This is a genomic window from Methylobacter sp. BBA5.1 (assembly GCF_000746145.1).
Classification (GTDB): Bacteria; Pseudomonadota; Gammaproteobacteria; order Methylococcales; family Methylomonadaceae; genus Methylobacter; species Methylobacter marinus.
The window spans coordinates 52,321-68,033 of the sequence record NZ_JQKS01000018.1; the positions used below are offsets into that span (position 1 = coordinate 52,321).

The following is a 15,713-nucleotide window of genomic DNA, read 5'->3' on the forward strand; positions in this document are numbered from 1 at the left end:
ATACAAGCCCTGGACAATATTTTTTTAATAAACTAGGCCGACCAGAGTATGACGGCTGCACGCAAACGGTTTTTACCGAAGCAGGACATGCGGTCAAAATCTTCTCGAGCCACTGGAATATATTGGCAGTCGAGCTCATTTTGGCGCCCTTCTTCCGGGTCTGGATCATGCATATACAGGCAATCTTCATCGAAACCGCTCATGACCACCCAGTGCGGTGCTTTCTTGCGGTCCATGCGGAAGGTACTGATCAGCACCAACGGTATGGCTCCGGCATTAAAGGCATCGATCAGGTCGGTCTGGGTGATATTGGCGTAATGTATTTTCACGCCCTGCTCTTCGGCTTCGCGCTTAAAACAATGATCCACCAATTCGACGACCCGTTTTTTTTCCTCACTGCGCACACCGTCAATAAACAACGTCCCTGACTGATTAATCCAGACCTCAACGGCAAAATGCCGGCGCTTCGCCGCCAGCGCCAAGCCAACCGGATGGCATCCGCCGTGACCGGAAGTCATGAAAATAGTCGTCGCTTCGCGCCATAAATTCAGCTCCTCCTCCTGAGACGGCGCATAGGATTTGTTAAGTCCATGCATGGCCATCATCAGCGAGGCCGGTCCGCAGGTAAACGGCGTTGTTTGCCTCATCCAGTGCACAGGCCTATGCTCCAGTATTTCCCGATAACGGCGGATGCGCTTCTGGTAACGCAAAGCATCCTTGTGGTCTTCATAGTAATCATGGTAAACACCGAATTTCTGGAAGCCCAACGATTCATATAAATTAATCGCCGCTATATTGTCGGTGCCGACTTCGAGACGCAGGTACAACCGTCCATCCTCGATGGCCTCCTGTTCGCCCGCCGCCATGAGCAACTTGGCGATGCCGGAGCCTCGTTGCTGATGCGCCACGGCAAGCGAATAAATGCGGGCCAGGCGGGTACCGGGATGATAAATAATGAGAATATAACCCACGATCTTGCCGGCCACTTCCGCAACCAGCAAAGCGCGATGTTCCGTGGTTATCCAGTGCCGGAAACTGCGTCGGCTCAGTCTGTCGGTCTCAAAGCTGGCATTTTCAAGCGTTACCAATTGATCCAGATCATCCAATCCGGCATGGCGGATTACAATATTATCGATAGTCATCAGGCCGATACACCCTGCAATGCCTGCGCAATGACCTGCCTGGCCCGGAACAGCACCATTTCTTTCCAGGCCTGATCATTGGGACAGAAATGATGACGCATAAGCTTGCCGTGCCCTAACCGGGCCTGCCGGTTATCCGACTGCGCCCACAGCTGATGATCGAGCAGCAGGACTTCAAATAGCTGATCGGTTTTGAACGTACCGAATTCCAGGGTGATATAACAACTTCTTTCGTTCATAACGGCATGCCAGGCATAATCGAGCAAACCTAGTTTGGGCACGGAACTGGATGTACCCAAGGTAGGCAAGGTCACGGAATCGCCGTACCAACGGCAAGCCACGCTTGTTCCGGGACTATCCGGCTCATGGTCGCAAATAATTTCACCGTAGCCATAAGGCCCAAGACCGGTATGCAAGTCGATAACGGCCAGATCGCGCTGTCGCAGGCCATATTTATCGATAAGATCCTCAACGACCCGCCTGCCATGCGCAGGCGCCCGCCCGCCATAGAAAGGGCCGTCCGCATCGACATACTGTCCGGCACTGATGGCGCTTTCAAGCGATTCGCGCCCATGCTTATGCTCCCAGTCGGCAAAAGCCGCTCGTCTTTCTCCGGCATCGGATAAAAACAAGGCGTAACGTAGCGATTCATAGCCGGGATTTTCAGGCAATGGCTTGGAAAAATCGACCACATTCCGATTAAGATCAACGCCATCGGCATCACAGCGGCGCTGCCAGGCATAGCCCCATGGCGTCAGGGCATGAATCATTAACACGGCAGTATTGGCTGGCAGCGTAACATGTCCGGCAGCGAGCAAGCGCAAATAATCGATCTCCACCGCCGTCCCGGCAAAGCCTTCAATGCCATGTGTACCACTAATCAGCACCAGCACCCTGCAAGCATCTTCCGGACCAAGCCAGACCGCATCGGTAAACAACGCCTCACCTTCAGGTCCGGCCCCGGCACAGGGATAAGCCGTATGTTTTTTAGAACACGATAATGCAGCCAGTTCAATCCGCCAGCGTTGCCTGGCAATCGCATAGCTGACAGGAAAAACGTCTGTATCAAGAGCGGCGACCGGAAGATAAGAAGACATAATAATTTCCTAATAATTTTTCTCTAGCATAGCGCCAGTCAGACCAATATGAAATATTTTTCCAGGCTCAAAAAAACACCTTGTAGAAAAATAGGTCTGGTTCCAAAATTATCATTTATTTTGCTTGAGGCTTTTATTCGCTATGGCGCGTACCATTCTGGTTGTCGATCATCTTTCCGACTGGGGACCTTATTATCCCAGTGATCAAGTGATGGCCTTTGAAAGCTATCTGGCGACCGAACAAAGCGACACGCAGCAACGCACCCGCGTCATCAACCTCTGCAGCAGCTATCGCTATCTTTCGGACGGCTATTACTGTTCCCTGCTGGCCGAAGCCAGGGGGCATCACGTAATCCCTTCCGTCAAAGTCCTGAACGATCTGGGCAAGAAGTCCTTATACCGGCTACAGCTTGAAGACCTGTCTCCGACATTGACCCGTGCTTTTAAAAGCTACAGCAAAGAGAACGAAATAACCTTGTTGAGTTATTTTGGCACAACCCGCGACCCGGCTTTTCAAGAATTGGCCAGACTCTTGTTTGAACGTTTTCCCTGCCCGATTCTGGAAGTCACGCTGCGCTTTCGACAGCAATGGGAAATCACTGCTTTAAAAGCCATCTCGCACCGTGGCCTGAATGACGAGTTGGAAACGTTTTTTGCCGAAGCGCTGGACCAATTCAGCAAAAAAGTCTGGCGCAAAGGACGTGCCCGCAAAGCCGCGCGCTACGACCTCGCCATCCTGATCAACCCGGAGGAAAAATTACCCCCCAGCAACCGCGCCGCCCTCAAAAAATTCATCAAAATCGGCAGACAACTGGGCATTGACGTGGAACTGATATCGCAGCAGCATTATATCCGTCTGTCAGAGTTTGACGGCCTGTTTATTCGCGAAACCACCGCCATAGATCACCATACCTACCGTTTCGCCAAGAAAGCCGAGGCCGAAGGCCTGGTGGTGATCGATGATCCGACCTCCATACTGCGCTGTACAAACAAAGTATATCTTGCCGATTTATTTCGCACGCATCGCGTGCCATCACCCAGAACCTGGCTGTTGCATAAAGGCAATACCGGACACCTGGATAAACTGGAAGTCGAAGCCGGCTTTCCGGTTGTCATCAAGATACCGGACGGCTCTTTTTCCCGCGGCATTGTTAAAGTTCATAGTCGCCCGGAACTGGAGCTTAAAGTCGATGAATTATTCCAAAAATCGGCGCTGCTTTTGGCCCAGGAGTTTTTATATACGGATTTTGACTGGCGCATCGGCATATTCAACAACAAGGCCTTATACGCCTGCCGTTACTATATGGTCAAAAACCACTGGCAGATTTACCGCCATGGCAGCAGTCGGACCGATAGTGGAAATTTTGATACCTTGCCGACTTTTGAAGTACCCAAAGCCGTATTGGACGCGGCGTTGAAAGCCACGCAGCCGATAGGCAACGGTTTGTATGGCGTGGATGTCAAGGAAAAAGACGGCAAGGGCTACGTAATCGAAGTTAATGACAATCCGAATATCGACAGCGGCATTGAAGACAAATACCTCGGGGACGAACTCTATGTGTTGATTCTGAGCGAATTCCTAAGGCGCATGGAGAACCGGAGCAAAGGCATATAGCTCAGAATTAAAACCTTACGGCAAATAAACCCGCCAACTCATACCATCCAAGGTTTCGCTCCGACCTCCTTCCAGCTTGCCGCCCAGCAATCCTGTTAATTCATAGACGACCGCCATGCCGATGCCGTGACCATGAATGTTCTCATCGGCCCGGACTCCTCTTTTCAGGATGTCCTTAAGCTTATCGGGCGGAATGCCGGGGCCGTCATCCTCAACCCGCAGCAGCACCGAAAAGTCGGCACTGACTTTCGGATTATTGAGGGAAACATGGATACTGACCTTCTGGCGGCACCATTTACAGGCGTTATCCATCAGGTTGCCCGCTATCTCGTAAAGATCGCCCTCTTCGCAATAAATCCGGCAAGGCTCAGGCACGTCAACATCGAAAGTTATGCCTTTATCGATATAAACCTTGCCTAGTGAAGCGATGATTTTTTTAATAATGACCCCGACATCCACTGTACGCGTGATTTTACGCTCGCCTTTCGCGGCAGCCCGTTGCAACTGATATTCGACAATCTCGTTCATGCGGAAAATCTGCTCTTGCACGGTCTCCTTATTATCATTGAAAGATTCAGTGCAGCCCCGTAGTATAGCCAACGGCGTTTTCAAGCTATGCGCCAAATCGGCCAAGGTATTGCGATAACGCTCCAAATGCGCCCGCTCACTGCTGATCAGAGCATTCAGATTACCGGCCAGCCCCTGCAATTCAGTCGCATAACGGCCATCCAGGCGGTTTTTTTTGCCTTTTTCTATCGCCTCAAGATCCCTGACGATAACGCGCAGCGGTTTCAAACTCCAGCGCAATACGGCAAACTGGATAAAAATCAGGACCAATCCTATCGCCAGCAGCCAGAATCTCAAAGCCGCTTTAAAACGGTCCACCTGGCCGCTGACAAACTCGGCATCCTCAGCGACCGTGAAGGTAAATTCGCGCTCGACATGAGCCCGACTTTCCCAAATCACATCATAATGAAGCGCGTAGTAACGCCCCTGTTCATCCAATAAAAAAGCCGACTCACCCGCGCTTAACTCAGCTGGCGGCACAACGGGATCCAGGCCGATTGCCGAAGCCGAATGCCAAACCGGCGCGGGCTTTTTCTTTTTTATTTGATGAATAAATCCATAAAGACCCGAACCCGGATTGGTAAAGCGCGGTTCGGGCAAATCCGGCGGCATCACCAGTGCTCCGGAATTTTTAAGATCGGCAGCGGATAAAAGTGAATAAACCTGAACCTGTAACCTTTCTTTTAATACCTGTTCGGCGCTTTCGCGAAAGCTCTGTTCAAGGACGATAGCCACCAGTGCAAAGAAGGCGGCCAGCACCAATCCCGCGGAAACCAGCAATCGAAAGCTTAAAGATCTAGTTTGCACTCAATGCCTTTGAACAAAAAATAAGAGGCGAAAGCGCATTAGGCGCCTTTGCTGCAAGATGAAATCTAAGAGGAAATAACCGGCACGCGATAACCCCGTCCACGCAGGGTCTCAATGGGTTTTAACGTGCCGTCGGGATCGAGTTTTTTTCGCAAGCGGCCAATGAAGACTTCAATAACATTGCTGTCGCGTTCGAAGTCTTCATCATAAATATGCGCCGTCAGAACGGATTTCGAGACGACTTCGCCTTTACGGAACATCAAGTATTCCAGCACCTTGTACTCATAAGCCGTCAATTCCAGTTTTACCCCGGATACGGTGACTTCCTGGGCCACCGTATCCAGCTCGATATTGCCATGGGTTAAAACAGGATGCGCCAGCCCGGCGGAACGTCTGATCAAGGCATTGACCCTGGCAAGCAACTCCTCATAATGAAAAGGCTTGACCAGATAATCATCCGCGCCGGCCTCCAATCCTTCCACCTTCTCCTGCCATCGGCTTCTGGCCGTCAAGATCAGAATAGGGACCTTGATATGGCTTTTACGCAAACGCTTAATTAATTCAATACCGGAAAAATCGGGAAGCCCAAGATCAATCACAGCCGCGTCAAGCGGATATTCCTTGCCCATGTACAAGCCGTCGCTACCCGAATGGGCGATATCGACGGCAAAACCTTTATCCGCCAGGAACGCTTGGATTTGCTTGCAAAGCGTTACTTCATCTTCGACAACAAGAATACGCATATTTTTCTTCTTTTTACTTAACGTGCAATCAACCAACCAATTGACCGGTTTCGGCGTCGATCAGATAATGCTGAATACGTCCGTCAGGCGTTAAAACCTTAATCACATGCACTTCCCTTCCGTTGATTATTTCAGTTTGAGCCCCAAGCACTCTTTTATCGCCCTTTTTAATGATTTGTTTGGTAGCCTGGTCCAGACTGACGCGCGCCAGCATGACAGCGCTTTCCGCATAACAGATATTGGAAAACGACAAGACCAGTACAAGCAGTTTAATCAAATTTCTCATGGGCGATCCAGAGCTTAAGTTATTATTTAAACCATTGTTAAAAGTAACCGTGCCCGGACTTTTACAATCGGGAAAATATATAGAACGAAAATGAAGTTTAAATGACTATGCTGAATCCGAACTGAACCCGTTACTGTAATGATATTCCTTGAACCATACTGCCAATAGCCTGCCCGAAAGAAGCCCCCAGTTTACCCGCAATCCTGTCAAGCAAGCGATCCGGCTGCGTAAAATCAACCTTATGCTCGACACCGATAATTTCCTTGGCAACATAATCATCACTGCCAAATGCATCGACGACGCCCAGTCTGACGCCTTCCTCGCCAGTCCAGACCAGGCCAGAGAAAAGTTCAGGCGTATCTTTCAACCGGTCGCCGCGACCGGCTTTAACCGCGCTGATAAATTGCTGATGAACCTGATCCAACAAACTCTGCATATAGCGTGTCTCGTCTTCCTTGGGCGGCGAAAACGGATCAAGCATGGCTTTATGCGTGCCTGCCGTCAACAGTCGGCGCTCGACGCCCAGTTTCTCCATAACGTTAACAAACCCGAAGCCATCCATGAGCACACCTATGGAACCCACCAGGCTGGCCTGATTGACAAAAATCTTGTCGCTTGCGGAGGCGATATAGTAGCAACCCGAGGCGCAAATATCACTGACAACGGTATAAACCGGCAGGTCGGGATGATCTTTCTTTATCTTTCTGATTTCTTCGTAAACATAAGATGATTGCACCGGGCTGCCGCCAGGCGAATTGGCATGCAAAATAATGCCTTTGGTATTTTTATCTTTCACCGCATTTCTTAAACTTTTGATAATGCTCTCGGCATCGACGTCCTTACCTTCCGCAATGATGCCGACTACATCAATCACGGCCGTATGCTCCTTGCCGTCACCGCCCATATCCTGTTTGAGGTTCGGATACATGAACATGACTAATATGGCGCACAGATACAAAAACACCAGTGACTTGAAAAAAATACTCCAGCGTCTGGCTCTTGTTTGTTCCGTTACGGCAGCTAAAGCTACTTTTTCAAGGACTTCACGCTCCCAGCCGGCCTCTTGTTTAGCGCCCGTTTCAATTTCATTGACTTGTTGATTTTCCATTACTTTATTAACCTCCAATAATAGCTAGTAATTCCGCCGGCTGTCGTAAGCATGTCAACGGCTGATATTGTTGCAATATGGTTTTTGAATGCGCTCCGCACGATACGGCAATTGAAGAAATCCGCGCATTGAGCGCCATTTGCATATCGTGAATTGAATCGCCCACCATTAACGTCCGCTCATTGGCCGCTTCCATGTGCCGGATAATGTCCAGCACCATGGCAGGATCGGGTTTTGAAGCCGTTTCATCGGCACAGCGTGTGATATGGAACAAATCTTCGGTTCCTGTCGCCTGCAGCGCCCGCTCCAGCCCGGCGCGGCTTTTTCCGGTGGCCACGGCCAGTTGAAAGCCCATCCGTTTCAACTGCACCAGCATCTCGTAAACGCCTGCAAATAAATCATCGCGGCCGATCTGTCTGGTGAAAAACGCCTGACTGTAGCAGGCCATTAATTGATTGCGGGTTTGCTCATCGGTTCCCGGAAACAGGGTCTGTATTGCATTTTTAATGCTTAAGCCAATCACATCCCTTGCCGCTTGCCGTTCCGGAATAGTGCAATTACAACACTCCGCAGCCTTTTGCAGACAATTGACGATCCAATCAATGGAATCGACCAAAGTGCCATCCCAGTCAAATATAATCAAATCAAACCTGTTCTTCATGGCTTAACAATTCCTCCAGATTTTGCGGCAGAGGAGCAAAAATTTTGAGCAATTCACCACTGACCGGATGCTGGAATTTCAACTTTTGCGCATGAAGAAACAGACGCTTATAGCCCCTGCCTTTAAATGCCTTGTTCACATCATCCAGGCCATAACGCTCGTCACCGACAATAGGATGTCCCAACCAGACGGCATGAACCCGTATCTGATGAGTACGCCCCGTTTTCGGCGAGGCCTCAACCAATGTCGCATTTCGGAATAATTTCAGACGTTTGAAAACCGTTTCGGCCTGCTTGCCGGACTGACTGACGACTACCATGCGTTCGCCGCCTTTGTTGACATTTTTTTGCAAAGGCGCCGTAACCACGGCCTGTTTTTTGGCCCACTGGCCAGCCAATAACGCCACATAGGTTTTATGAACCTTATCATCACGAAAAAGTTCATGTAACTTACGCAAAGCACTACGTTTTTTCGCTATCAACAGGCAGCCGGAAGTATCCCTGTCCAGTCGATGCACCAACTCCAGAAAATGAGCCTCAGGCCTGATCTGCCTGAGACCTTCGATAATCCCCGAATTAACGCCGCTGCCACCATGAACGGCAAAGCCCGAGGGCTTGTTCAAGATTAAGAAGGCATCGTCTTCAAACAAGATATTTTTTTGCAAGGCACCCTTCAGATTCTGCCCGACAAACATTTCCTCGGCCTTTTCCGCGACCCGAACCGGCGGAATCCTGATGATATCGCCAGCTTCCAGGCGATACTTAACGTCCACGCGCCCTTTATTGACCCTGACTTCACCTTTACGAACAATCCGATAAATGCGGCTTTTAGGCACTCCTTTCAAGCGGGCAATTAAAAAATTATCCAATCGTTGATCGCTATTTTCTTCTGTAATTTCGACAAATTGAACTTTTGGCGCGCTTTGTTCTTCAGTATTCATGATATAGATGATACCAGCATCTCGTTATGATTGATTCTTTAAATTGATGTAGAACGATAAGGTTGCTATATTAAGCAAGTTTTAATATAAAAAACATACTTTTGCCAGGCGTATTTTTCAAAATGCAACTAAGCCGGCAACCCAAACTGAAGATTAAACAGCCGTTTACAATGCTGAGTCTTCGAATAAGATTTTCGGGTAGCGTTCGACCCATGACGAACGATTTATAACTCCTGTTTAAGACAGAATTTACAGCAAGACTGAAAAAAAGAATATTTGTTTGCTTAGTAGTTGTCCGTGCCAATTATCGTTGCCTTCACATCTTGAAGGTCAAGATACCAGTAGCAACGCCCAGATAACGGAAAACAAAACCGTAAAAAAACAAGTTTGACGCGTTATTGGCAGAATGATCACTCTAGTTTGACTTTACAAACCTACTTAGCGCTATGACCCGAACCCAGTCTGATCAGTAAAATCTGATAATGGAGCAGGAAACCACAAGGATAATTGAATGAAAAGAATGCTTATCAATGCCACGCAGGCAGAAGAACTGCGAGTTGCTTTGGTAGACGGTCAAAAACTCTATGATTTTGACATAGAAGTTCCTTCTAAAGAACAAAAAAAGTCCAATATTTACAAAGGTATCATTACTCGAGTAGAACCCAGCCTCGAAGCAGTATTTGTTAATTACGGCGCTGAAAAACACGGCTTTTTACCCTTTAAGGAAATTTCTCCCGCCTACCGACAACCCCGCGACGGCGCGGAAACCGAAGGTCGCCGCCCAGCCATTAAAGACTTGATTAAAGAAGGCCAGGAAATTCTGGTTCAGATTGAAAAAGAAGAACGCGGCAATAAAGGCGCCGCCCTGACAACCTATATCAGTCTGGCCGGCACCTATCTGGTACTGATGCCCAATAATCCGAAAGCCGGCGGCATTTCGCGCCGCATTGAAGGCGATACCCGCAGCGAACTGCGCGAAGTCATGGCGGCGCTGGACATTCCGGATGGCATGGGCCTGATCGTACGTACGGCCGGGTGCGGCAAAAATGCCGAAGAGCTGCAATGGGATTTAAATTACCTGTTGCAGTTATGGGAGGCCATAGAACGTACTTCCGGCGAACAAACGGCGCCGTTTCTGGTATTCCAGGAAAGCAATGTCATCATTCGCGCATTGCGTGATCATTTGCGCGGCAATATTGACGAAATCCTGATAGACAACGAATCCTCGTTCAAGCTGGTGCAGAAGTTCCTGAAACAGGTCATGCCGCACTTTTTGCCGAAAGCGAAACTGTATCAGGACTCTGTCCCCTTATTCAGCCGCTATCAGATCGAATCGCAGATCGAAATGGCCTACGGCCGCGAAGTACCTTTACCTTCCGGGGGCTCGCTGGTAATCGACCATACCGAAGCCCTGACCTCTATCGATATCAACTCGGCGCGCGCCACCAAGGGCAGCGATATTGAAGAAACCGCGCTCAACACCAACCTCGAGGCGGCTGATGAAATTGCCCGCCAGCTCAGATTGCGCGACCTGGGCGGTCTGTTCGTCATCGACTTCATCGACATGATGTCGAATAAAAATCAGAGATTAGTAGAAAACCGTCTGCGCGATGCGCTGAAAATTGATCGTGCGCGGATTCAGACCAGCCGTATCTCGCGCTTTGGCCTGTTGGAAATGTCCCGGCAGAGAATGCGCCCATCTCTGGGCGATTCCACGCAACTGCCCTGCCCCCGCTGTAAAGGCCAAGGCACTATCCGCAATGTGGAATCGGTAGCGCTGTCCGTGCTGCGTATTCTTGAAGAAGAAGCCATGAAAAAAGGCACGGAAAAAGTCATCGCTCACCTGCCGATCGAGTGCGCCACATTTCTGCTGAACGAAAAACGCCATGCCATTGAGCAAGTTGAATCGAGACTGAAAGTCGGCATTGTGATTCTGCCCAGCAAACATCTGGAAACACCGGCTTATGACATCGAGCGGATCAAGGAAAAAGATGCCCCCGAAGAAAAACCCAGCTATCAGCAGATAAAAGAAGAAGAAATCACGATTCCGGAATTTGCCCAGCAATTGAAGCCAAAGGTTGAGCGGGCGGCGATTAAAGAATTCCTGCCGGACTCACCCGCTCCGATGCAAAACAAAAATTCGTCCGCCAGCCTGATCAAGCGCTTCTGGTATAAACTGATTGGTCCAGGCATAGAACCCGAGAAAAAAGAAACCTCAACGGCAGCCCCTGAAAAAACCAGAGGTTCCGACGAAGCCCAGCCAAGTAGAAGCCGTGACGCCAGGCGCGCGCCCCGTCCCACCCGGAATGGACGCGCTGGACAAGGCAGAAACGGCAAGCGCGGTCCCGATACCGCACCGCCCTCGGTTGAGACAAAAATTGAACCGGTTAACAGCGAGTCTGTCGCCGAACCGGAAATCGCAGACCAGCCCGTTGAGGCCACTACGCCGGAACAGCAACCGCAAAAGCCATCCAATGGCAGAAGCAGGAGAGGCCCTAATCGCAGAAGGCCGCGCAATCCTAACTACAAACGACCTGAATCCAATGGCAATGGCGACGCCAGTGCCTCTTCAGACGAGATGCCTAAAGAAGCCAAAAGCGAGTCGCGGCCTTATGATCATGACTTTGCCGAGAGAAACGAGAAAGCAGAGCGTCCCGAATCTCAAACGCATAATGCTGAAAATCCCGCTAAACCGGTTTCAGAGACTCCGAAACCGGCCGCTGAACCGGCGGCAAAACCGGCCAAACCCGTAACGCAAGAGTCCGGAACCGACTCTTAATTCATTCCAGCAATATTACGCTGCCGTGGAGCTTAAACATTGAAGCTCCACGGCAGATACTATCTGTATTTCACCTCTACCGCGCTAGCGCATTGCAACCGCTTCAGGCGCAAAAGCAGTTCATCCGTTGCCTGCACGCGCCATTCGTCACCGAGGCGCAGCGTCGACTGAGCATAACGTGATCTATAATTGATCAGCACCGGACAGGCGCCGCCCTTGAAAGGCGTCAATACCTCTCCTAAGCTTCGGATGAAGACGCCATCATTTTCCTCTGCCTGCCATGTTAGCTGAATCCCTCTGGCGAAGGCATCCCTGGCCTGATCCATGCTGTAAAGTTTTTCTACTGTCAGGCGCAATGTTCCCAGATAATCATCAATCGCCAACGGGCCTTCGGCAACCAGCAGCGTATCGCGCGCAAAAATATCGCGGTATTTTTCGTAAATATCATTAAACGCGGCAATTTCGAGCCGGCCGGACCTGTCGTCAAGCGTCGCAAAGCCCATCATTTTCCCCTGCTTGGTCTGACGGGTTCTGATTTCCACGACCAACCCGGCGACACGCGCCTCCATCTTGCCTCTCATGCCTCGCTGGGAACCGGAACGTTCGACTTTCTCAACCAGACTGGCTATTTTCCCATGCGTGAACTCCCTCAATTCCGACTCATACTGATCAATCGGATGCCCTGTCAGGAACAGACCCAGGGTTAATTTTTCCGCAGCCAGCCGATCCTTTTCGGACCATGGCTCGACAGTGGTGGAATAAGCTTCGGTTTCCTCGACATTATCCTCGGCATTGACCATCAAACCGAATAGATCATTCTGACCCGTTTGCGCCATTTTGCCGTGCTGCTCGGCCACTCTTAAAGCCGTGGACAGTTCTGCCAGATGGCCGGCCCGGTTATCGTCGAACTCATCGAACGCCCCGGCGCGAATCAGCGCTTCCAGCACGCGCCGATTGACTTTTCTTAAATCGACGCGCTTGCATAGATCATACAGGCCGGTAAACGGGCCGTTTTCGTCCCGTTCCTTCAGCATATCGTCAATGGCCGCCTGGCCGACGCCCTTGATGGCGCCGATACCGTAGACGATGTGCCCCTTGTCGTTGACGGTAAAACGGAAATTGGACACGTTGATGTTAGGCGGACAGATGGTCAGCTTCATCTGCCGGCATTCTTCGATCAGCACCACCACCTTGTCGGTATTGTCCATATCCGAGGACAATACCGCCGCCATGAAAGCAGCCGGGTAATGCGCTTTCAGCCAGGCCGTCTGATACGCCACCAGCGCATAGGCGGCCGAGTGCGATTTGTTGAAACCGTAACCGGCGAATTTTTCCATCAAATCGAAGATATAGGTTGCGATACTTTCGTCGATCTGGTTAGCGACGGCGCCCTGCGTGAACACTTCGCGCTGCTTGGCCATCTCTTCGGGCTTTTTCTTACCCATCGCGCGCCGCAGCATATCGGCGCCGCCCAGAGTGTATTGCGCCATTTCCCGCGCAATCTGCATCACCTGCTCCTGATACAGGATAACGCCGTTGGTCGGCTTCAGGATCGGTATCAGCAAGGGATGCGCGTATTCGGCCTTGGCTCCGTGCTTGACGTTGATGTAATCGTCCACCATGCCCGATTCCAGAGGTCCCGGCCTAAACAGCGCCACCAGCGCGATAATGTCGTCGAAACAGTCCGGCTTGAGCTTCTTGATCAGCTCTTTCATACCTCGGGATTCGAGCTGGAACACGGCCGTCGTCTGGGCATTTTTCAACAACTCGTAGGATGCCGAATCATCCCTCGGAATGGTCGTGATATCGACCAACGGTTCGCCGGCCTGCTGTTTCTTCTGATTAATCGTCTGCAGCGCCCAGTCGATAATCGTCAGCGTGCGCAACCCCAGAAAGTCGAACTTAACCAGACCAACCGCTTCCACGTCATCCTTGTCAAACTGCGTGACCAGATTGCCGCCGCCCTGCTCGCAATACAGCGGCGTAAAATCGGTCAGCTTGGTCGGCGAGATCACCACGCCGCCCGCGTGCTTGCCCGCGTTTCTGGATGTTCCTTCCAGGGCGCGCGCCATGTCGATCAGCGTTTTGACTTCTTCTTCTGTGTCGTACAACTGCTTCAGGTCGGGGCTGTCTTTCAGCGCCTTTTCCAGCGTCATGCCGATCTCGAATGGGATCAGCTTGGCCAACCGGTCGACGAAGCCGTAGGAAAAGCCCAGCACGCGCCCGACATCGCGGATAACCGCCTTGGCCGCCATCGAACCGTAGGTAATGATCTGCGCGACGTGATCGCGGCCGTAATGACGCGCCACGTAATCGATCACCTCATCGCGCCGGTCCATGCAGAAATCGACGTCGAAGTCGGGCATGGAGATACGTTCCGGATTCAAGAAACGCTCGAACAGCAGATCGAACTCAATGGGATCGAGGTCGGTGATTTTAAGCGCGTACGCCACCAATGAGCCGGCCCCCGATCCACGACCCGGCCCGACCGGAATCTGATTGTTTTTCGCCCACTGGATAAAATCGGCAACGATCATGAAATAGCCAGGGAACCCCATCTGGACGATCACCTTCAGCTCAATGTCCAGGCGGTCGTAATAGACCTGGCGGTTTTCCTCATCCGTGCCCTTGCCGACGGCCGGGTATTGCACCAGGCGTTCCTCCAATCCCTTCTTGGCTGAATCGATCAGATGATCGCCCAGCGATACGCCGGCCGGTACCGGAAAATCGGGCAAAAAGTTCTTGCCCAGCGTCAGCTGCAAATTGCAGCGCTTGGCGATTTCGACCGTGTTTTCCAGCGCCTCGGGAATATCGGCAAACAGCGCCTGCATTTCCTCACTGCTGCGCAGGTATTGCTGATCGGTATAATCCCGAGGCCGGCGGGCATCATCGAGCACGCGCCCCTGGTTGATGCAGACCCTGACTTCATGTGCCTCGAAATCCTCCGGGTGTATGAATCTGACGTCATTGGTCGCCACGACCGGCAGATCGGCGGCCAGAGCCAGCTCGACGGCCGCGGCGATGTAACGCTCCTCATCGGGCTTGCCGACGCGCTGCAATTCCAGATAAAAGCACTGGTCGAACAACGCTCTCCATTGCTCGGCCAAGCGTCTGGCCAGATCCTTGTTTTCCGCCAGCAAGGCCTTGCCGATGTCGCCGCTCATGGCTCCCGACAAGGCAATCAAGCCGGCATGATTGGCTTCTATCCACTCCTGTCTCAGCATCGGCACGCCCTGGTGCTGCCCTTCCTGATAGGCTTTGGAAATGAGTTCGGTCAACGTGATGTAGCCTGCGTGATTGTTGACCAGCAAGGTCAGCCGGTAAGGCGTGGCAGGCTCTTCCGGATTGAATATCAGTACGTCCGAACCTGCAATCGGTTTGATTCCCTGCCCCAGCGCCGCCTTATAAAATTTGACCAGCGAGAACAGATTGGTGTGTTCGGTCACAGCGGCGGCCGGCATGTTCAATTCGGCCAGACGCTTGACCAATGGCTTGATTTTGACGATGCCGTCAACCAGGGAAAATTCGGTATGGAGCCTTAAATGAACAAATGCAGGTTGCATGGATGGTTTTGTCAGAATCAGGTGTAAGTAGAAAGTATGTCAAAGCCGTAAAGCGAGGCTAGACAGACAAAAATCTTGAACAGCAGAACATCATTTTTTGTTACCACGAAATGCGCGAAGTTGTTTAGCTGACTTAAAGCCGGCGGCAGGCATGCCTTTTTGCAGCCGGGTATTATACACTTTCGGGCCTATGGAAGCCTTCAGTTTCAGCAACAACCGGACAAAATAGCCGCACCGAGCATACTGCAGAGTTATTCACAAAACCTGTGGATAACTCTGTGGATTGATTGTTTTATTTGTCGCTTAATTACCGTTTTTATTACAGTTTTGTTAAATTGTATAAAAATAAAACAATGCGGTAATCTTATTTTTATCAATGACTTACAGATCAATTCCCCATATGCT

General features: G+C 50.9%; 11 protein-coding genes. 2 read left to right on the forward strand and 9 right to left on the reverse strand.

The window, feature by feature from the left end; all coding sequences use genetic code 11:
* Positions 1 to 32 precede the first annotated feature (32 nt).
* Together EK22_RS12305 and EK22_RS12310 are read right to left on the reverse strand one after the other, a co-directional pair.
* Positions 33 to 1,142, reverse strand: coding sequence for a GNAT family N-acetyltransferase/peptidase C39 family protein (locus EK22_RS12305; RefSeq protein ID WP_081917874.1), 1,110 nt, complete (start codon positions 1,140 to 1,142; stop codon positions 33 to 35).
* Positions 1,142 to 2,239, reverse strand: a complete 1,098-nt coding sequence (locus tag EK22_RS12310; RefSeq protein ID WP_036251334.1) for a DUF2817 domain-containing protein — start codon at positions 2,237 to 2,239, stop codon at positions 1,142 to 1,144. The genes EK22_RS12305 and EK22_RS12310 overlap by 1 nt, the downstream gene beginning before the upstream one ends.
* Positions 2,240 to 2,381: 142 nt before the next feature.
* Between EK22_RS12310 and EK22_RS12315 the strand changes: the two genes are divergently transcribed.
* Positions 2,382 to 3,854: a RimK family alpha-L-glutamate ligase gene (locus EK22_RS12315; protein ID WP_020157477.1), complete on the forward strand. Its 1,473-nt coding sequence runs from the start codon at positions 2,382 to 2,384 to the stop codon at positions 3,852 to 3,854.
* A gap of 15 nt (positions 3,855 to 3,869) precedes the next feature.
* Here EK22_RS12315 and EK22_RS12320 read toward each other — a convergent pair whose 3' ends face one another.
* The 6 genes from EK22_RS12320 to rluC form a co-directional block, all read right to left on the reverse strand.
* Positions 3,870 to 5,228 carry an ATP-binding protein gene (locus EK22_RS12320; protein WP_027146983.1) on the reverse strand — a complete coding sequence of 453 codons (1,359 nt, stop codon included), beginning with the start codon at positions 5,226 to 5,228 and terminating at the stop codon, positions 3,870 to 3,872.
* A 65-nt stretch (positions 5,229 to 5,293) separates the two neighbouring features.
* Positions 5,294 to 5,971 carry a response regulator transcription factor gene (locus EK22_RS12325; protein ID WP_036251336.1) on the reverse strand — a complete coding sequence of 226 codons (678 nt, stop codon included), beginning with the start codon at positions 5,969 to 5,971 and terminating at the stop codon, positions 5,294 to 5,296.
* Between the two features lie 28 nt (positions 5,972 to 5,999).
* Positions 6,000 to 6,257 carry a PepSY domain-containing protein gene (locus tag EK22_RS12330; protein ID WP_020157480.1) on the reverse strand — a complete coding sequence of 86 codons (258 nt, stop codon included), beginning with the start codon at positions 6,255 to 6,257 and terminating at the stop codon, positions 6,000 to 6,002.
* A gap of 130 nt (positions 6,258 to 6,387) precedes the next feature.
* Positions 6,388 to 7,365: a signal peptide peptidase SppA gene (gene sppA, locus EK22_RS12335; RefSeq protein WP_036251338.1), complete on the reverse strand. Its 978-nt coding sequence runs from the start codon at positions 7,363 to 7,365 to the stop codon at positions 6,388 to 6,390.
* A 7-nt stretch (positions 7,366 to 7,372) separates the two neighbouring features.
* Entirely contained in the window at positions 7,373 to 8,026 is a 654-nt protein-coding gene (locus EK22_RS12340; protein ID WP_036251341.1) for an HAD family hydrolase, read from the reverse strand.
* Positions 8,010 to 8,966, reverse strand: a complete 957-nt coding sequence (rluC, locus tag EK22_RS12345; protein ID WP_036251344.1) for a 23S rRNA pseudouridine(955/2504/2580) synthase RluC — start codon at positions 8,964 to 8,966, stop codon at positions 8,010 to 8,012. The genes EK22_RS12340 and rluC overlap by 17 nt, the downstream gene beginning before the upstream one ends.
* A gap of 511 nt (positions 8,967 to 9,477) precedes the next feature.
* On the opposite strand from rluC, the gene EK22_RS12350 reads away from it, so the two are divergent.
* The gene (locus tag EK22_RS12350; RefSeq protein WP_036251347.1) at positions 9,478 to 11,745 is read left to right on the forward strand and encodes an Rne/Rng family ribonuclease; all 2,268 of its coding nucleotides are present in this window, start codon (positions 9,478 to 9,480) and stop codon (positions 11,743 to 11,745) included.
* A 59-nt stretch (positions 11,746 to 11,804) separates the two neighbouring features.
* Here EK22_RS12350 and dnaE read toward each other — a convergent pair whose 3' ends face one another.
* Complete coding sequence (dnaE, locus tag EK22_RS12355) at positions 11,805 to 15,308, reverse strand: DNA polymerase III subunit alpha (protein WP_020157485.1); 3,504 nt, start codon at positions 15,306 to 15,308, stop codon at positions 11,805 to 11,807.
* Positions 15,309 to 15,713 lie beyond the last annotated feature (405 nt).

What these genes read in the sequence shown, in the direction of transcription:
- rluC (WP_036251344.1), bottom strand. Translation starts at nt 8,966, where the DNA reads ATGAATACTGAAGAACAAAGCGCGCCAAAAGTTCAATTTGTCGAAATT.
- EK22_RS12325 (WP_036251336.1), bottom strand. Translation starts at nt 5,971, where the DNA reads ATGCGTATTCTTGTTGTCGAAGATGAAGTAACGCTTTGCAAGCAAATC.
- sppA (WP_036251338.1), bottom strand. Translation starts at nt 7,365, where the DNA reads ATGGAAAATCAACAAGTCAATGAAATTGAAACGGGCGCTAAACAAGAG.
- EK22_RS12350 (WP_036251347.1), top strand. Translation starts at nt 9,478, where the DNA reads ATGAAAAGAATGCTTATCAATGCCACGCAGGCAGAAGAACTGCGAGTT.
- dnaE (WP_020157485.1), bottom strand. Translation starts at nt 15,308, where the DNA reads ATGCAACCTGCATTTGTTCATTTAAGGCTCCATACCGAATTTTCCCTG.
- EK22_RS12340 (WP_036251341.1), bottom strand. Translation starts at nt 8,026, where the DNA reads ATGAAGAACAGGTTTGATTTGATTATATTTGACTGGGATGGCACTTTG.
- EK22_RS12315 (WP_020157477.1), top strand. Translation starts at nt 2,382, where the DNA reads ATGGCGCGTACCATTCTGGTTGTCGATCATCTTTCCGACTGGGGACCT.
- EK22_RS12330 (WP_020157480.1), bottom strand. Translation starts at nt 6,257, where the DNA reads ATGAGAAATTTGATTAAACTGCTTGTACTGGTCTTGTCGTTTTCCAAT.
- EK22_RS12305 (WP_081917874.1), bottom strand. Translation starts at nt 1,142, where the DNA reads ATGACTATCGATAATATTGTAATCCGCCATGCCGGATTGGATGATCTG.
- EK22_RS12310 (WP_036251334.1), bottom strand. Translation starts at nt 2,239, where the DNA reads ATGTCTTCTTATCTTCCGGTCGCCGCTCTTGATACAGACGTTTTTCCT.